Source organism: Microbacterium sp. 22242 (assembly GCF_052045495.1).
In the GTDB taxonomy this organism is placed as follows: Bacteria; Actinomycetota; Actinomycetes; order Actinomycetales; family Microbacteriaceae; genus Microbacterium.
The window spans coordinates 49,478-67,318 of the sequence record NZ_JBQEOZ010000002.1; the positions used below are offsets into that span (position 1 = coordinate 49,478).

The 17,841-nt window shown below is 66.0% G+C and carries 15 protein-coding genes; 8 read left to right on the forward strand and 7 right to left on the reverse strand.

What is annotated here, in order from left to right:
* Window positions 1-66 precede the first annotated feature (66 nt).
* The 3 genes from ACTJJZ_RS01965 to ACTJJZ_RS01975 are packed head-to-tail and all read left to right on the forward strand — an operon-like array spanning window position 67 to window position 3,461.
* Window positions 67-2,286 carry a hypothetical protein gene (locus ACTJJZ_RS01965; RefSeq protein ID WP_440719486.1) on the forward strand — a complete coding sequence of 740 codons (2,220 nt, stop codon included), beginning with the start codon at window positions 67-69 and terminating at the stop codon, window positions 2,284-2,286.
* A 33-nt stretch (window positions 2,287-2,319) separates the two neighbouring features.
* The gene (locus ACTJJZ_RS01970; protein WP_440719487.1) at window positions 2,320-3,060 is read left to right on the forward strand and encodes a glycosyltransferase family 2 protein; all 741 of its coding nucleotides are present in this window, start codon (window positions 2,320-2,322) and stop codon (window positions 3,058-3,060) included.
* The gene (locus tag ACTJJZ_RS01975; RefSeq protein WP_440719488.1) at window positions 3,057-3,461 is read left to right on the forward strand and encodes a DUF2304 domain-containing protein; all 405 of its coding nucleotides are present in this window, start codon (window positions 3,057-3,059) and stop codon (window positions 3,459-3,461) included. Before ACTJJZ_RS01970 ends, ACTJJZ_RS01975 begins: the two co-directional genes overlap by 4 nt.
* A gap of 12 nt (window positions 3,462-3,473) precedes the next feature.
* Here the strand turns inward: ACTJJZ_RS01975 and ACTJJZ_RS01980 are convergent, their stop codons facing one another.
* Together ACTJJZ_RS01980 and ACTJJZ_RS01985 are read right to left on the reverse strand one after the other, a co-directional pair.
* Window positions 3,474-4,355 (reverse strand): glycosyltransferase family 2 protein, encoded by an 882-nt coding sequence (locus ACTJJZ_RS01980; RefSeq protein ID WP_440719758.1) that lies wholly within the window; start codon window positions 4,353-4,355, stop codon window positions 3,474-3,476.
* A 5-nt stretch (window positions 4,356-4,360) separates the two neighbouring features.
* Window positions 4,361-5,191, reverse strand: a complete 831-nt coding sequence (locus ACTJJZ_RS01985; protein ID WP_440719489.1) for a glycosyltransferase — start codon at window positions 5,189-5,191, stop codon at window positions 4,361-4,363.
* A gap of 65 nt (window positions 5,192-5,256) precedes the next feature.
* Between ACTJJZ_RS01985 and ACTJJZ_RS01990 the strand changes: the two genes are divergently transcribed.
* Genes ACTJJZ_RS01990 through ACTJJZ_RS02000 form a run of 3 tightly spaced genes read left to right on the forward strand, consistent with a single transcriptional unit; the run spans window position 5,257 to window position 8,698 of the window.
* Entirely contained in the window at window positions 5,257-6,495 is a 1,239-nt protein-coding gene (locus ACTJJZ_RS01990) for a glycosyltransferase (RefSeq protein ID WP_440719490.1), read from the forward strand.
* The gene (locus ACTJJZ_RS01995; RefSeq protein WP_440719491.1) at window positions 6,492-7,424 is read left to right on the forward strand and encodes a glycosyltransferase; all 933 of its coding nucleotides are present in this window, start codon (window positions 6,492-6,494) and stop codon (window positions 7,422-7,424) included. Before ACTJJZ_RS01990 ends, ACTJJZ_RS01995 begins: the two co-directional genes overlap by 4 nt.
* A 26-nt stretch (window positions 7,425-7,450) precedes the next feature.
* The gene (locus ACTJJZ_RS02000; protein WP_440719492.1) at window positions 7,451-8,698 is read left to right on the forward strand and encodes a lipopolysaccharide biosynthesis protein; all 1,248 of its coding nucleotides are present in this window, start codon (window positions 7,451-7,453) and stop codon (window positions 8,696-8,698) included.
* A gap of 180 nt (window positions 8,699-8,878) precedes the next feature.
* Here ACTJJZ_RS02000 and ACTJJZ_RS02005 read toward each other — a convergent pair whose 3' ends face one another.
* Genes ACTJJZ_RS02005 through ACTJJZ_RS02015 form a run of 3 tightly spaced genes read right to left on the reverse strand, consistent with a single transcriptional unit; the run spans window position 8,879 to window position 13,385 of the window.
* Window positions 8,879-10,810 (reverse strand): DUF6541 family protein, encoded by a 1,932-nt coding sequence (locus ACTJJZ_RS02005; protein ID WP_440719493.1) that lies wholly within the window; start codon window positions 10,808-10,810, stop codon window positions 8,879-8,881.
* Complete coding sequence (locus ACTJJZ_RS02010) at window positions 10,810-11,709, reverse strand: glycosyltransferase family 2 protein (RefSeq protein ID WP_440719494.1); 900 nt, start codon at window positions 11,707-11,709, stop codon at window positions 10,810-10,812. Before ACTJJZ_RS02010 ends, ACTJJZ_RS02005 begins: the two co-directional genes overlap by 1 nt.
* Window positions 11,703-13,385: a glycosyltransferase gene (locus tag ACTJJZ_RS02015; RefSeq protein ID WP_440719495.1), complete on the reverse strand. Its 1,683-nt coding sequence runs from the start codon at window positions 13,383-13,385 to the stop codon at window positions 11,703-11,705. The genes ACTJJZ_RS02010 and ACTJJZ_RS02015 overlap by 7 nt, the downstream gene beginning before the upstream one ends.
* Before the next feature lie 180 nt (window positions 13,386-13,565).
* Here ACTJJZ_RS02015 and ACTJJZ_RS02020 point away from each other — a divergent pair, with 180 nt between their 5' ends.
* A complete protein-coding gene (locus ACTJJZ_RS02020) occupies window positions 13,566-14,435 on the forward strand; it encodes an ABC transporter permease (protein ID WP_440719496.1) in 870 nt (289 codons plus the stop codon).
* 64 nt (window positions 14,436-14,499) lie between these two features.
* A complete protein-coding gene (locus tag ACTJJZ_RS02025) occupies window positions 14,500-15,156 on the forward strand; it encodes an ABC transporter ATP-binding protein (RefSeq protein ID WP_440719759.1) in 657 nt (218 codons plus the stop codon).
* A gap of 42 nt (window positions 15,157-15,198) precedes the next feature.
* Here the strand turns inward: ACTJJZ_RS02025 and ACTJJZ_RS02030 are convergent, their stop codons facing one another.
* Both ACTJJZ_RS02030 and ACTJJZ_RS02035 read right to left on the reverse strand, forming a co-directional pair.
* A complete protein-coding gene (locus tag ACTJJZ_RS02030; protein WP_440719497.1) occupies window positions 15,199-16,275 on the reverse strand; it encodes a glycosyltransferase in 1,077 nt (358 codons plus the stop codon).
* A 175-nt stretch (window positions 16,276-16,450) separates the two neighbouring features.
* A complete protein-coding gene (locus tag ACTJJZ_RS02035; RefSeq protein ID WP_440719760.1) occupies window positions 16,451-17,839 on the reverse strand; it encodes an LCP family protein in 1,389 nt (462 codons plus the stop codon).
* Window positions 17,840-17,841: the final 2 nt, after the last annotated feature.

The following is a 17,841-nucleotide window of genomic DNA, read 5'->3' on the forward strand; positions in this document are numbered from 1 at the left end:
GCGACCTGAGCGGCGATGTCGGGCGCAACTCTCGCCTATCTGGTGATCTCCCGCCACAATAGGAACATGCGTCTCATCGTCACCCGCCTGCTCGCCGCGACCGCGGCCTTCCTCGCCGGGGTGACTCTGCTGACCTTCGTGCCCGCCGCTCCCCAGGCCCAGGCACAGAGCACGCAGTCCGCCATCCGGCCCGCGGCGGACCTGTCGCAGTTCCGCGCGGGCAACATCATCTCCGACGCGGTGTTCACCAACGCCGCCACGATGAACGCGAGCCAGGTGCAGTCCTTCCTGCAGAGCAAGGTCTCCGCCTGCCGCTCGGGCTACACCTGCCTCAAGGACTTCAGACAGGACACGCCCAACAAGAGCGCTGACCGCTACTGCAACGGTTACGCGGGTGCCGGCGGCGAACTCGCCTCGACCATCATCGCCAAGGTCGCCCAGTCCTGCGGGATCAACCCGCAGGTGCTCGTGGTCATGCTGCAGAAAGAGCAGGGCTTGGTCACCGACAGCTGGCCCGTCGGCCCCCAGTATGCCGCCGCTATGGGGCAGGCGTGCCCGGACACTGCGCCGTGCGATCCCGGCTTCGCCGGCTTCTTCGCCCAGGTCTACGGCGGCGCACGGCAGATGAAGATCTACCTCGAGGGGGTCTACTTCACCTGGTACGCGCCGGGGCACACTTGGAACATCCTCTACAAACCGAACACGAACTGCGGATCCTCGCCGGTCTACATTGAGAACGCGGCAACCTCCGCGTTGTACTACTACACGCCCTACCAGCCCAACGCCGCAGCGCTCGCCGCCGGCTACGGCACCGGGGATAGCTGCTCCGCGTACGGCAACCGCAACTTCTACAACTACTTCACGGATTGGTTTGGAAGCACCCAAGGAAATTCGATGCCGTCGCTCGGCCTCGCGCGGGCCCAAGGCGATTCGGCGGTCTACCTGATCAACGGTGGCGCGAGATTCCACGTGCTCACGATCGACGATCTCAACGCGTTCCAGTCTGTTCTTGGTGGCATCGCTTCCGTGACGAGCGCACAAATGACGGCCGTCCCCCTCGGCATGGATGTGCAGCGGTATGTCCACGATGCTCGCACCGGAACGCTCTATCTCTTGGAGCCTGACGGAACGAAACACCGATTCACCTCGGCAGCCCAGATAGCGTCGTTCGGATATGCGTTCAATAGCTATGTGAACATGGCCCCGGCATTGGCTGACCTCTTCGCGACTGGTGCGGACGTCGGCACGTTCATCCGATTCAGTTCATCTGCGCCGATCTATCTTCTCGACGCGGGAAAGCGCCGCTACGTCACAACGATGGCGGCCTGGCAACAAGTCTCCGTCGGCACGCCCGGCTATGTGGCGTCGATGTCGTCCGCGAGTGCATTCGCCGCGATCCCTGAGGGCGCGCCGGTTTTCGCACGTAACAGCCTGATCCGCGGAGCGAGTAGTCCCCAGGTCTATCTTCGGCTGGCGACGGGCGCTCTCCTGTACGTACCTAACGCGGATCTCGCGGCCGACTATGGCGCGACCGTATACGCGGTTGTGCCGGACAGCGTGGTCGCGGGGATGCCAAAGAAGAGCGGCCAGTTGACCGCCGTCGTCCAATGCGGGACGACCACCTTCTTGGGGTCACAAGGATCGTTGATCCGCTTGACAGCGGGCAGCACCACAGGCGTGCCATCCGCATCTCTCGACCCAGCGGACTGCAACGACTTCTCGCTTGATCCGACGCCGGTCACCACGCCGTTGTTCGTCAGCATCGTCGGCCAGGGCGAGGTCTACCTGGTACAGAACGGTCAGCTCCGGCACGTGCGCGAGTATTCGCAGCTACTCACTCTGAACGGCGGACAGGCGCCGCAGCCGATCACCTGGAACCCCGGTACTGCACAGGACGTGGGATTCGGCGGCCCGATCCTCCCTGACGGGAGCCTTGTCCAGTTCGCCGGCTCCGGTGAGGTCTACCGATACAGCGTCGGCGACACGATCCGGTGGATTACCGACTATTCGACCTTGCTCGCCCTCGGCAACGGCCGCGTCCCGCCGATCGAGACCTTGCCCGCTTCATTCAAGAGCACCTACACGGTCGGAGCGCCGCTGCTGGCCGCCGGAGACTTCGTCCGGTTCGGCACCGCGCCCGAGGTGTATCTGTACAACGGCGCGCAGTTGCAACACATCACGACGATGGAAGAACTGGTACGGCGCGGAGGTGGGAAGGTGCCCCCCATCCTGGTCCTCCCCGCCGGCTACCTCGCTGGCTACCCAGTGGGGGCGCCCCTGCCCTAGAGGGCGGCCGCGGCGCCGTAGACTGAAACAACTATGACGCCTGTCGACCGCGTATTGATTATCGTCCCGGCCTGGAACGAGGGGCGTAACGTCGGCAACACCGTACGGGAGATCCGCGAGACGGATCCGACCTATGACGTCGTGGTCGTCGATGATGGCTCCGAGGACGACACAGCCCATATCGCAAGAGAAGCCGGCGCGACCGTTCTCTCGTTGCCATTTAACCTAGGTGTCGGCGGTGCGATGCGCACCGGTTTTACCTATGCACAACGCCACGGCTATCACCGCGCAATCCAGGTCGACGCGGACGGGCAACACAATCCTGCCGACATCGATCGGGTGCTTTCCGGTCTCGATGAGGCGGATATCTCGATCGGTGCGCGTTTCGCCGACGTGGGCGAGTACAAGGTGAAAGGGCCGCGCCGCTGGGCGATGGTGTTCCTCGCACGCACGGTGTCAAGGGTAGCCAGAACGCGCCTCACGGACGTGACCAGCGGATTCCGGGCGGCAAACCAGCGGGCTATCGGACAATACATCGCGTACTATCCCACGGAGTATCTCGGGGACACCATCGACTCGCTGGTCGCGGCGTGCCACGCCGGACTAACTGTGACGCAGATCCCCGTTGCGATGCGCGCCCGCGTGCATGGAAATCCCAGTCAGGGGCCGATCGGATCGTCGATTTACTTGCTGCGCTCCGTGTTCGCGCTGGGGCTCGCCATGATGCGAGGCCCCCGTCGAGCACGAGCCATCGCTAAGAGGGACGAAAGATGATCAACATCGTCGGAATCGTGACGGCTCTCGTCATCCTCGCGGTGGTGCTCTGGATGCTGCTGGCCAGGCGGATTCGCGAGAAATACGCGGTGCTGTGGATCGTCATCGGGGTCTGCGTGCTCATCCTGGGTGTCTTCCCCGGACTCCTGTTCTGGGTTACGCAGCTGGTCGGTGTGCAGGTACCGGCGAATCTGCTTTTCGCTCTCGCGATCGCCCTCCTACTCGGTGTGTCCCTCCACCTCTCGTGGGAGCTGTCACAGGCGGAGGATGAGATCCGTCGTATCGCTGAGGAGACCGCAATCGCGAACGCCGAACTCGAGCGACTGACCCGGCGGGTCGCCGCGCTAGAGGATCGTCGCGAACAGCGCGACGCAGCGGAAGCTCCCGACACCAACCCCTGAATGATCTGGCGCTCAGCGCGTTACATATCCCCATAATGTGCGGGCTCTGCTGTGGTCACGGGCTCGCACGGCGCTGAAGCACTCCACCAGAGCGTTTAGCCTTGGAATCACGCGACGATGAGCGATTCTCGCGGCTTTGCGCCAGCCGCGCGCCTCGAACCGTCGAGCGTACTCCTCGAGGAACTTCTTCTCCTGCGCAAACCTGAGTCCCGTGGCCGCAGTCGCCGCAGACACCGACGCACGATGTCGTCGATAGTCGAAAAGCAGCTCGTCATGCACCAACATGCGACCGCCGTCCAGCGCGATATCAAGCAGCAACCCGTAGTCCAGAGCCACTGCATACTCTTCCCTGAAGCCGTGCGACTTGGCCGCCTCCGTGCGCCAAGCGAGCGAGGGAAAATAGGCCCAGTCCCCACGACTGAGGCTCTCAGCTAAGCGCTCGCCCGCCAGTACGACACCGTCACCGCGGACCCTCGGCCGAATCAAGGACTTGACCCTGTCGGCGAGCGGTCGCACAGCCGCTCCGTCGTGATCGATGACGCGCACGCCCGGCTGGACGACGTCGATGTCAGGATCGTGCTCGATCCGGCGGGCCAGACTCTCCAAGAAGCGGGGGTGCATCAAATCATCGTCGCCAAGCATGACGAAGTACCGAGAACGAACGAGCGCGAGACATCGATTGAAGTTCCTTGCCAGGCCGATGTTCTCGGAATTGCGCAGGTAGATCACTCGTTCGTCACCAAGCGCGTTGAGTCGTGCGCCGACCTCCTCCTGGGGATACGCGTCATCGACACAGATCAGCCGCCAGTGGGGATAGGTCTGGGCGAGTACCGACTGGATCGCTGGCCATGCCTCGTCCGCACTGCGGTAATACGGGAGTAAGACATCAATCACGATGGTCAAGGCGCGCCGGTCTTCCCTGCGAACCCGTCTCGCAGCCCATGCCACGCATCTGCGATCGCGATTCGGCGGTCGCGAAGCGCGGCGACCACGATCTCTTCGCCGGCGCGACGAATGACCGCAGCCATCGCGCGCCCTCGGGGCAGCTCCGCCTTTTGGGCGAACAGCACCATGTTCCGCAGCCCCAGGCGCACGGGATGTGCGCCTGGCTCCTGGCGTGCGACATCTTCGGTGACCACCGTGCGCCAGCCCTTCCGAGCCAGCTCCCAACCAGTATCGACATCCTCGAAGTAGAGAAAATACCGCTCGTCGATGCCCCCGATGTCCTCTAGCGCCGTCATCCGATACATGACGGCCGCCCCGTCGGCCCACGCCACCGTACGCGGATCGCCTTGGACGGAGTCGAGCCGATGATACGCACGTCCCCCCGTGGTAAGCACGCCTCCTGCGGAGAAGACTCGCTCGGGTTTTGAGACCCAGTACAAGGTCGGGGCGGCTGCGCCGACTCCCAGGTCCACCGCAAGAGCAGAAAGCAACGATGAGCCGAGCGTCGTGTCGAAGACCGCATCGTGGGTCAGCACGAAGAGCGCGCGTGCTCCGACTTGGCGCGCCCGGATGGCGGCAAGGTTCACCGCAGCAGCGTATCCAGGGTTGTCAGGTCTGCTGATGAGGTGAGGTGCCTTGCCGCCCACTTCGCGCAGGTCATCGGCAGTCAAATCGCCGCCATTGTCTACGACTACCGTGGCCAGAGGCGGCTCGGACTGCGCATCGAGCCTGTCGAGTACCTCGCGGAGCAGATCCGGACGCCGGTAGGCGATCACCACGGCCACGTAGCCCTCCACCGGCACCCGTCCCCTTCCCGAGACTCCAAGCATTCACGCCTAGGCTAACGGATATGGATCCGTCGCCTTCGTCCTCCGCCGAGTCACGTGCGAAGGTCGTCAGCGTCACGAAGTATCTGCCTCATCCAGGCATTGCCCACGCGGGCGGCGCGTACGCCCTTCAGCACTACCGAGCTATCGGCAATCGGATGTCCTTAACAGCGCTGGCGCCGAACACCGAACTGAACCGGGCTTCGGTCGAACGCGGCGTCGAAGTGCCGCACGCTCTGTTGACGTCCCCCGCCCCTTTCGCACGCGATCGATTGAAAGCCGCCGCGGACGCCGAGTCCCTGCTTCGGGGGAGCACCGCGCACCGATGGTTCGAGCACGCACTCGTGCGAAGTTCTCGCGCTACCGATTTGCTCCGGCAGGCGGACGTGATCGAGTTCCAATGGTCTGAGATGGCGAGCTTGATCCCGGCCGTGCGGCGCATCGCTCCAAACGCGAGCCTGGTTGTCGTCGCACACGACGTCATCACCCAACGATGGCGTCGTGCGGCGAACACAGCCGCGAATCCTCTCCTGCGCCTCGCCTATCGTGGCGCCGCAGCCTTGAGCGCAAGGCGCGAGGCGAAGAGTTTCTCCGCAGCGGATCGAGTGCTCGTCTTCAGCGAGAAGGACGCGCGGCTCGTCCTCTCCCTCGCACCCGACGCGCTTCCCGAGGTCGTCTATCCGGGATTCCCCGTCCCTCCTGCCCGAACGAATGCTCCCAAACAGTCTCCTCCGTCGGTCGTGTTCAGCGGGGCGATGGCCCGCCCGGACAACGACGAAGCCGCAAGATGGTTCCTCGAGGCCATCTGGCCGCTCATTCGCCAGAAGGAGCCCACCGCGACATTCACGATCGTCGGTGCTGCTCCTAGCGCTGCGCTTACCCGCCTCGCCGACACCGATCCTCAGGTAGCGGTGACCGGTTACGTCGACTCGCTCGATCCTTTCCTCTCGTCCGCAGACGTGATGGTCATCCCTTTGCGGAATGGGGCCGGTGTCAAGTTCAAGACAATCGATGCGCTCCTGCGCGGCGTGCCCGCCGTCGCCACCTCCGTGGGAGCAGAGGGCATCGACCGGCAGGACCTGCTTCTTGCGGTCACGGACGATCCGACACGTTTCGCCGACGCGGTCGTCGAAGGTCTCCGCGCCAACGATCTGGCGGCGGCGGACGCTGCGCGCGTTTGGGCTGCATCGGTCTACGGTCTCGACGCCTTCCGCGACCGCATCACCAACCTTTACGAGCAGCTCGCAGAAGGAGCACGATGACCGGCACACCTCCCGTAGAGAAACCGGCAATGGTTTTCGCGGTCATCCCCACGTACCACCCATCACCGGAGCTCCGTGACCGCGTCCTCGCGCTGCTCAGTCAGGTGGCAGGCATCGTCCTCGTCGACGACGGCACCGCGAGCACATCCACGCTCGGAATGGACGACAAGAACATCCACATCATCGAACTGGCCGAGAATTCGGGGATCGCGCACGCCCTCAATGTCGGTATCTCCGCCGCGAAGGCAGCGGGCGCTACCCACCTGCTCACGTTGGATCAAGACTCCTGGGTCCCGGACGGTTACGTTAAAGAGGCGTTAGAGGCTCTGCAGGTCGCGCTCGCCGCCGGGCAGAATCCGGCCGGGGCAGTGCCGGAATCCGCGGGTGGTCATGCGGTCCTGCGGGAGCCGGACGGCCAACCGTTCGACCCGATCCAAGCGGGGCAGATCCTGCGCACCGAAGTCTTCGACAGACTCGGTCCCTTCGCCGAAGAACTCTTCATAGATGCGGTCGACAGCGAATACGGTCTCCGTGTGCGTGCGAGCGGCTGCTCCTACGTGATCGTGCCGAACAGCGATATCGGACATGAACTCGGTACTCTCGTGCCGCTGCGTGTCTTCGGCCGGCACTTGGTCGTCAGGGGGAGGCCTCGGCATGTGCTTTACCACGCCCCTTTCCGTACTTACTACATCGTGCGCAATTCACTCCTCATCCGTGCCCGTTACGGGAAGGCGTTCCGGGCATGGTTCCGGAAGCGCGACCGCAAGCTCTCGTCCATGCTGGTAGGCGGCATCCTCGGGGCGCCGGACCGACGTGCCCAGCTGCTGGCTCTTCGACAAGGCTTTGTGGATGGACGCGGCGGCGTGACAGGGAGGATATCGCCTGCGCTGAATGCGCGACTGGCGGACGCCTCTCGGAGAGCCCGATGACACGAACGCCGTCGGCGGGGAGCCGGATGAGGCAGGCGTTCAGACACGATCTTGTGCGCCGCTCGCTGCTCTTCTCCCTTTCTATCGTGTTGTCAACTGTGGTCGGCATCTTCTCGATTCCGGTGCTCATCTCCTCGATCGGGAGCGGTTCATGGGGCAGGCTCGCCGTGCTGCAGGCCATCACTCAGTTTCTCGGTGTCATCGTGGGCTTCGGCTGGGGCGCCACTGGTCCCAGTTCGGTCGCGGCGCTGCCTCGTTCTGCCCGCAACACGTTCTTCGCGACTTCGGTGCGCGCGCGCCTGCTGCTCTTCTTGCCCGTGCTGATAGTCGGAAGTCTCCTCTCAGTCGTCATCGCAAGAACGTCACCACTGGTCGCTGTCTTGTCAGCGATCACGTACGTGGTCCCCGCTCTTGGCGCTGCCTGGTACTTCATCGGTACAAACCGACCCGTCGCGCTGTTCCTTTTCGATGCACTGCCTGCGATCCTCGGCCAGGTCGCCGGCCTGATCTGGGTCTTGGTCTCGCCATCCTTGGAGAATTACCTGACCGCGACTGCGGCCGCCGCATGCCTGGGCGTGGTTGCGTCGTGGCTCTTTGTCCGATCGAGGCGGGATGACGGTGAGTGGCGCATCGATCGATCGCGCTCGGTTCGGGACCTCCTGCACGAGCAGTGGCCCGGCGTCACCGCCATGCTCACAGCGAGCGTTTCTAGTTCACTGCCGATCGTCATCGTCAGCATATTCGCACCTCACGCAGTCGCGCTGTACGCGATCATCGACCGTCTCTCACGGTACGCGGTGCTGGTGCTTGCACCGATCTTGCAAGCGATCCAAGGCTGGGTACCGGAAGCTGGGCGGGACTCGATCCCTCACCGGGGACGCACGGCCATATACATCTCGATCGCGATCGGCGGGATCGGCGGACTGCTCATGGCTGTCTTCGCACCGTGGGTCTCATCGCTGCTGACCTATGGTCAGGCAGCCGTATCGTTGCTGCTGGCGGTCACGATGGGAATCGGCTTCGCCGCAGAGGCCGCCGGCCAGATCGTCGGTCTAGCTGTGCTCGTAGCGGTCCGGAGGTCACATGCACTCGCCCTATCGGCCGGCGTCGCGACGGTCGCAGGCATGACCCTCGTCCTCGTCGGCACAATCACCGTCGGAATCCCCGGCACGGTATCCGCTATCGCGCTCACCGCTGTTGGAGTGGCGGTCTACCGGATCACCGTCGCCTGGCGTCGTACTCAAGGACATCCGGCATCGTCGACAGCTTCCTGATCCACGTGGCCTCGCCGTCACAGCGGACGCCAGTGATGGGACCCAGGACCAGATTCGATCGCCGCAAGCGAACGACTGGCCGACGCGGATTCGCACTATGTCCTTGGGCAGAGTGTGACGCGACCGTCGACGCCTTCGCCGAAGCGCAATCCGGTGTGGGCGTTCAAGTCGCGGTGGAAGTCACCGCGCGCAAGCTGTCACCTTGTACAGCCGCGCCGACCCTTGAGAATCCACCAGCTTGACGGCGTCAGATGTGGCAAGGCCGACGAGCCCGGGGTACACATGCTCCGCGCCGTGAATCTCCTGTTGACCGAAGTCCAGCACGAATCCAGTGCCCGTACGTTGGATTGCCGCACATACCGACGAACCCGGAGTTGCCGACGACAAATGATCCATGATGAGTTGCTCGTCGCCGGTCAGCCCCATCAGCATATGGGGCATCGTCACGCGGCGATCATCGAACGCATATGCCAGGCCCGCTCCTGTCCATGGGCTCCCTGCGATCACCGATCGAGATGGTACCTCCTTCGCCAAGCGATCAAGAAGCGTCAGTTCATCCTCCGAGATCAAATGCGATTCGTCGGAATACGCGTAGACCTTCGAAACGACACGCAGAGCATGTTGAACCGTGTAGGCCTGTGCAGCGATCAACGCGACTCCGGCCACCACGACGCATACCGCCAGCCCCCGGCGCGCCGAGCCGTGACGCCCGACGGTCCGCCGTACCCACGCCACCGCTGCATTGCTTCCAAGAGCTGCGATAGGTACTGCGACCATGGGGAGCAGCGCGGCGAGGCGAGGCGAGTTGTTGTACCACGCGCCGGTCAAACGATCGCGAAGATCAGGCCAGACCATCGCGCTGCAGACCACATACAGTGCAATCACCGACACATAGAGGAGGAGCGGCACAAGATCCTCCGCCCTGCGCCGTCGAGCGAGAACTCCGATGCCAAGGCCAAGGAGTGGCACGATCAACCAGCAGACGTAACCGTAGGTGGGTGAGAGCGTAATTGCTTGACCGATGGCTTGACCGACGCTCTGCTCGACTGGCCACCCGCGCGCCTCAAGAGGCGGCTTGAGGTATTTCCACGCGATTGCCGCGATGATAAGCACCACGACGAAGCAGACAGATACACCAACGAACGCTCGTCGCGGAGGACGCCCTGCGAGGAACTTTCCATACGCCACTGAACCCGCCACCAGCGACAGAGCGATCCATGCTACGAACGCCCCCGGATGCGAGATGATCAGCCCTGGTAGCACGCCCAGAACCACCACGACGAGGATCGATCGAGGAATCCGGACGTGCGTCCTGCACAAGTGGAGCAGAGCGATTGTGGCGGCGAGGGCTGCCGGAAGGATGCTCACCGCAAGAAAATAGGGATAGAGGACCCCATAGTCGATCATCAGGATCGGAAAGGCCGGAACGACCGCGCTCACGACTCCGGCCGACGCCATCACTACCGGATGGGGGCCGGCAACGACACGAGTGAGCAGCAGTGCGGACGCAGGCCACACGACCGTAGCCACGACCATGGCGACCGCGTTCGACGCGATCATGATCGTCGTCCCCGTCGACTGGGTCACGAGGGCCACCAGCGCGTGCCAGCCCGCGGGGTAGAACGCGGTGCTGGCCCCTGGACTCGTCATCTTTCCCACGGTCAGGGACGATGCCGATCCCGTGTCCATGATGTAGCGAACAGCATTGAGATGAAAGACGTTGTCGAACGACTGTGAGATATTGCGCGGGTCACCGATGATCAGCACAAGTTGCGTGGCTAGCAGAAGGGCGGCCACTCCTAGTCCGATCAAGGTCGCATAACGCGTCGGCCGAGGGGCGACCCGCTCCGCGGGAGGTCGAGCACTCATTCGGACTGCAATTGCGAGCATCAATACAACGAGTGCCGTGATGAGCACCGGGAGAAGGGACCAGCGCATCTTCACGACGGGCGCCCAAAGCGAAGCGAGAACAAGAACGCTCATCGATGCTGGAGCAGCAAGTCCCCAGGCCCAAAGTCCTCTCAGGCCGAGCACTCTCGCGACGGCGTATCCCGGCACGACGAGAATCGCCGTTGCGGCCGCGATCGGCCACAACGCCGTGAACCAGCTCACTAGTTGATCCTGTCCACGTGCGTGATCTGCGGGTTGAAGGTGATCCCGCGCAGCCACCGGCCCATCAGCTTGGCGCGCAGATCCAGGGGCACCCGACCGCGATGCAGGCTCACGAAGAGGCGCGCGCCGAACTCGAGGAAGTACAGCAGGCCACGGTGGTGCAGCTGCCAGGAGGCCTCGTTGCGCACCCCGTAGGAGAACTTCCAGAGACTCTTGCGGTCGACCATGGCGAAGTTGACCCCGCGGTTGTCGCCCATGTCGTGCACCACGATGCTGTCGAGGACCTGCACGCCCGGGCAGCGCGCCGTGAGGCGCAGCGTGTACTCGCGGTCGTCGAACCAGATGAAGTACTCGGGGTAGGGCAGGCCGTACTCGGCGATCGCCCAGCGCGGGATCAGCACCGACACGAACGAGCAGGCGGTCACCATGACGTTCTGCTGGCCCTTGACGAGCAGGCGCCCCCAGTCCCAGGTGGGGACGGGGTTGTTCATCTCGCAGATGCTGCCGTCGGTGAACCGGACGACCGAGCACGCGAAGGGCACGTCGGGGCCGAGCTCTGCGACCGCCCCGTCGAAGCCGCGGACGAGCGTCTCCAGCGCGGTCGGCTCCGGGTAGCAGTCGTCGTCCATGATCCACACGTGGTCGGCGCCCGAGCCGTACCCGCGGCGCATGCCCTCGGCGAACCCTCCGGCGCCGCCGAGGTTCTCCGGCATCGTGACCACGGACAGCGGCACGGAGGATTCCAGGCCCGCGAGGTACTCCCCTGTCGCGTCGGTGGACGCGTTGTCGATCACGAAGAGGGTCGAGACGGGCAGCGTCTGCTTCTCGATCGACGCGATGACGTTCTTCAGCTTCTCCAGGCGGTTGAAGGTCACCACCACGGCGGCGACGCTCACCACGTCGCGACCTCGTTCGTGAACCAGTCCGTGGCCGTCTTGTTCGCCAGCAACTTCTTCTCGGCTTTCCGTTCGCGGCGCCAGAGTTCTTCCCGGGCCGATTCGTCCTGAGCGAGTCCGCGCACCGCGGCCGCCAATCCCGTGACCGCGCGATGCACGTTCCGCGACACGAGCGCGGACGCGGGGATGATGTCGCCCTGCGCACCGACGTCGGTCGAGACCACGGGGACTCCGTGCGCGATCGCCTCGAGCGTGGTGAGCGTGAGCCCCTCGTTGTGCGAGGAGATGACGAGCACGTGGGCCTCGTCGAGCGTCTCGGCCACGGGCACCGCCGACGTGCGACGCACGATGACGTCGCTGAGGCCGTCCGCCGCGATGATGTCGTCGATCCACCCCGACTGCTCGCCGTCGCCGTGCATGATGAACCGCAGCCCGGTCGTGGAGCGGTTCAGCTTCTTCACCATCTCGACGAAGACCTCCGGTGCCTTCTGTCGCGCCTGCCTGCCGATGAAGGCGACGGTGAACGGCTCTCCGGCGTCGCGTGGCCGGAACCGCGCGTCGCGCAGCTCGATCGTCAGGCCGCCGAGCGGCGCCATCACGACCTTCTCCTCGGCGATGCCCTGCACCTCGGTCATCCAGGCGGCCAGGCTCGGCGAGATGACGTGGTGCGTCGTGAGGGAGTCCGTGACGATCGCACTGCTGCGCGGGTACCCGCCCCCGCGGTACTCCACGATGTGCGTGGAGTCGACCACGGGAATCCCCGGTCGCGACTGCCGGATCCAGGCCAGGCGGTCGTAGAGCCACTGGTTGTGATGCACGACGACGCCGCGGACGTCGTACAGGCGCACGAGAGTCCGCAGCAGCTGCTCCGTGCCCGGCGTCTGCGACAGGCTGGTCGACTCGGAGAACGGCAGCAGGAGAGCGCCCTCGAGCTCCTCGCGGAGGATCCACGCGTGGTGCGAATCCTTGTTCGTGAGCACGATCGGCAGGAAGCCGGCCTCCCGGACGAGCCGTACCGTCTCGAACGCCCAGCGCTCGGCGCCGCCCAGTTCGAACCAGTGCATGCCGATGATCACGGCCTTCTGCGCGCCCTCCGCCACGGGCGGCGCAGGCACGATCGTGAAGTCCTCGTCCACTCCCCCGGGCTGGAACTGCGCCTGGTACCGCTGCCGCGGCGCCGCCGACGTGGTCTCGGGGCGGTGCCGCAGCAGGACGACGTCGCGGACCTCGTCGTACATCAGCGGAGCGGCAGCCTTGACACGGCGCGCGACGCGGCCGACCAGATCACGGCGACGCGGCCGCTCAGGGTCGAGCGCCACGACCTCGTCGGAGGAGATGTGCAGGTGTCGGGCCTCGCCGGCCGCCAGTCTCTGCGCCACGGCCTCGCCCGCGGTCGGCTCGCGCTGCTCCGGCGCGACCAGGCTGCGGAACCGGATCGAGCGCAGGCGGTGACGGAACTGCCGGGCGAAGCCGTCGAAGGTCGCGTCATCGGTGAGGCGGGGGAAGTCGTCGACGCCGCCGCCGTAGAGATGCGCCGTGAGCTCTCGCTCCGGCGCCATGATCGCGTGGAAGTTCAGGGCCCCGACCAGCAGGCGGATCTCCCGCTCCGCGAGTCCGTCGAGCTCTGCACCGTCGATGTCGAACAGCGCGGGCAGGTCGTGGACTCGGTGTTCGGTCACGTCGGAAGGCTCCTGGAGGGATCTGGGCGGACAACGCCGACCATCCTATCCATCCCGTCCCGCGGCAACCTGTGCGGCCGCAGATCGCGCCGCCCGCCCGCCGCAGCGGTTTCCGAGCCGCCGCCTTCTATGATTGCTAGGCGCCTGCGCCCTGTGCAGGCCGACGGAGGTGGTTACGCGGTGTCAGTGATCCGCACCGATGACGTCGCGCGGCTGACTCCGCCCGGCGCGAATCGTGGTCTTCTGGAGGTGTTCCGGCATCGGTACCTCCTGTCGCTGATCGTGCGCAAGGAGGTGCAGATCCGGTACCGCGGGTCGGTCCTCGGCTGGCTCTGGTCCTACGTGAAGCCGCTCGTGCAGTTCGCGGTCTTCTACTTCGCGATCGGCGTGTTCCTCGGCCAGAACGGCCGGGTGCCGTACTTCCCGATCTACCTGCTCTCCGGCATCACCGCGGTCACGTTCTTCAACGAGGCGTTCTCGAACGGCACGCGCTCGCTGATCGACAACGCGGCGCTCATCAAGAAGATCTACGTGCCCCGCGAGATGTTCCCGGTCGCGAGCATGCTGATCGCCGGGGTGAACATCCTTCCGCAGATCCTCGTGGTCCTCGTGATCGCGCTCTTCTTCGGCTGGACGCCGAGCTTCCTCGCCGTCGGCGCGATCCTGCTCTCGCTGATCATCGTGGCCGTGCTGGCGAGCGGTCTCGGCCTGCTGTTCGGAGCCGTCAACGTCACCTTCCGCGACGCGCAGAGCTTCGTGGAGATCATCGTCATGGTGGCGGTGTGGGCCTCCCCGGTCATGTACGAGTGGCACGCGGTCTCCGCCGTCGCCCCGCAATGGCTCTCCGTGCTGTACCGGTGCAACCCGGTGACGGCGGCGGTCGAGCTGTTCCATTACGGCATCTGGTTCCAGCTGCACCCCCGGGACGTGCAGCTCGCGCCGCATCTGTGGCTCTTCTCCGGGATCGCGCTCGCGATCTCGCTCGTCATCCTGGCGATCGGCCAGTTCGTCTTCCGTCGCCTGGAGGGTCGCTTTGCCCAGGATCTCTGAACCGCTCCCCCGTGTGATCGTCGAGGACGTGCGCAAGGAGTTCCGCCTGCGCCATACGCACTCCATCAAGGAGACGGTGCTCGCCGCCGTCAAGCGCAAGCCGCTCACGACGGCGTTCCGCGCCCTGGACGGCGTGACGTTCTCGATCGGCGAGGGCGAATCCGTCGCGCTGCTCGGCTTCAACGGCTCCGGGAAGTCGACCCTGCTGAAGATGATCTCCGGTGTGCTCAGCCCCGACAACGGCGAGGTGCTCACGCGCGGGCGGGTGGCCGGCCTGATCGAGGTGGGCGCGGGCTTCCATCCCGACCTCTCCGGACGCGAGAACATCTACCTCAACGCCGCGATCCTCGGCATGAACAAGAAGGAGATCGAGGCGCGCTTCGACGAGATCGTCGCGTTCAGCGAGATCGAGCAGTTCATCGACACCGAGGTCAAGCACTACTCCTCGGGCATGTTCCTGCGCCTCGCGTTCTCCGTCGCGATCCACACCGAGGTCGACGTCCTCCTGATCGACGAGATCCTCTCCGTCGGCGACGAGCCCTTCCAGAAGAAGTGCCTGGCCCGGGTGCGCCAGCTGCACGACCAGGGCAAGACCCTCGTGGTCGTCAGCCACGACCTGAACATGGTGTCGAACCTGTGCGAGCGGGGAATCCTGCTCCGCGACGGGAAGGTGCGCTTCGACGGCCCCAGCAAGAAGGCCGTGGAGATCATGCGCGCCTGAGCGGTTCCGGGAGGAAGCCGCAGCGGTTCCGGAGCGGCCGGCTCAGAGGTCGGCGTGCAGCGCCCAGACCCGTTCGGCGGATCCGTTCCAGGAATACGCGCGCGAGCGGTCGGAGGCGAGCACGGAGAGCCTGCGGGCCCCCTCCCCTGCAGCCTCCTGCACGGCGTCGGCGAAGCCGGCCGGATCCACGAGCAGGCCTCCGTCGGCGAGCAGGTCGGCATGCGCGCCGCCCTGCGCCGCGATCACGGGCACGCCGATCGCCAGCGCCTCCAGCATCCGCCACGGCCAGACCGGCGCAGGATCCGAGGCGACGAGCGCGATCGCTCCGCCGAGGAGAGCCGCCCGGTCCTCCGCCTCCTGACGGCCGAGGACGTGCACCCGCGGCGCGTCCAGCCCGGCCTCGCGCGCGGCCTCCGCGATCGCCGGCGCGGCGCCCTCCGGCGCGTCCAGCACGAATGCGTCGGCGTCCGCGGCCACGGCGGCCGCGAAGACCGGCTCGAGCGTCGCGGCGGTGCCTGTCGCCACCAGGTAGCGGCCGGGGGCGCCGAGTGCGATCCGGCGCTCCGCGGCGTCGTGCGGGATCGCGAAACCCTCCGGGGCGGCACCGGGGATGACCCTGATGCGGTCGCGGAAGGGGGCGATGTCGGCGAGCTGCTGCGCCATGGCGTGCGTGGGAACGACGACGGCGTCGCCGTGCTTGACCGCGCGCTTGAGCATGCCGCGCTGCCAGAGCACGCTCGCCCGCGGCAGCGACTCGGGTGCGGTCCACGCGCGCAGATCCCAGACGGTGGCGACGGTCTGGTCGTAGTCGTTCGCCCTGTCGTGCCTGGCCAGGGGTGCGAAGAGCGACGGCGCGTGGATCATGCCTCCGCCGACGCCGGCGATCACGCCGAGCTGCCACGCGGCGGCCAGCTCCCGCCGCCCGAGGGCGAGGCGGTGCACGGTGTCCGCGCCGGGGATCGGAGCGTCAGCGCCTGCGCCGCCCGGGACGATCGCCTCGACCGTGCAGCGCTGCGGCGCCGTCGCGGCCAGCCCCGTCAGCAGGGAACGCGCGGCCTCGGCGAGATCGGGGTCGACGATGTCGTTCACCTGGTCGAGCACGACGCGCAGCACAGCCATGGTCTGAGCCTAGCCAGCAACCGCGGGGAGGCCGCCGAGGCGCTCCACGGACGCCCCTGGTCGGGTCCCTTCGACAGGCTCAGGGACCGGAGAGGGCCCAGGGGCCGGAGAGGGTGCTCCAGGGACCGGAGAGGGCTCAGGGGCCGGAGAGGGCTCAGGGACCGGAGAACGGGGCTCAGCCGGTGGGGGTGGGCGTCGGCGCGGGGTGCAGAGTGGTCTTCACCATCTGATGGATCTGGTTCCAGTCCGGCGTGAACTCGTCGACGCCGTTGTCCGGCGTGAGGTCGAGGGTCTGCACGGGCTTCTGCTTGGCCTTCACCATCAGGTCGATGAACTCCGGCAGCTTCTCCTGCGGGATGTCGGTGTCGACCAGCTGGGTGCCGGCCTTGGCGAGCTCGTCGAAGTGCGTCAGCACGTTCTGCGGGGTGAACTGCTTCAGGATCGCCTCCTGCAGCTCGCGTTGCCGGCGCATCCGGTCGAAGTCGCTCGTGGTGTACCGGGAACGTGCATACCACTGCGCGGTGTCGCCGTTCATGTGCTGCTGCCCCGGCTCGATCCAGCCGATCGCCCAGTCGTCCACGTTGGAGCCGTCGGATCCGGGCGGCGGCCCGCCTTCGGGGAGGCGCTCCTTGACGTTGATGTCCACGCCGCCGAGCGCGTCGACGAGTTGCGCGAAGTGGTTCATGTCGAGGAACACGTAGTACGGCACCTTGATGCCGAGGACGCCCTCGGCCGCGTCCCTGGTGGCCTCGATCGAGGGCGCCCACGGGTGCCCCTTGACCTCCGGGTAGTACGGCTTGCCGGTGTGGCAGTACTGCACCGCGTTGGTGAGCTGGTTGATGCCGGAGCCCCAGCCGCAGGTGTCGTCGGGGTGCGCCTCGAAGCCGTCCGGATAGGCGTCGTGCATCGGTCCCGCGGAGAACGGGACGTTCGGCATGTCGCGCGGGATGCCGAAGATCGTCACCTTGCCGGTGTCGGCGTTGACGGACACCACGGAGATGCTGTCGAAGCGCATCGAGTCGCGGCCCTGACCGCTGTCGGCGCCGAGCAGCAGCACGTTGTAGTAGCCGTCGCTCGGCGGCAGGCTCGGTCCGCCCGAGCCGAACAGCGTGCTGATCGCGGTGCGGCTCGAGGCGATGATGTTCGCGGCCGATGCGGCGCCGGAACCGCACAGCGCGACCACGAGCACCGCCACGAGCGGGATCGCGATGCGCGCGTAGTTCTTGGTGCGCACGAGACGAACGATGCGCAGCGTGTCGAAGGTGAGCACGACCCAGAGCAGCGCGTAGGCGTAGCAGAGCACCTGGATGAGCGTCAGCACCAGCCAGGACACCCAGCCTCCGCCCACGGTGAGCCAGAGCAGCGCCTGATGCCACAGCAGCGCGGTCGCCCCGCCCACGACGACGAGCGCCCACATCAGCAGCGTGGCGCCGAGCCCGAACCGGCCAAGGCGGCGGTTGCCGGCGAGAACCTGCGCGGATCCGGGGATCAGCACGTTCAGGACCACGAGCCACCAGCCGCGCCGCGTCATCACGTCCGGCGAGGAGAAATCGGGGTCGCGCATCG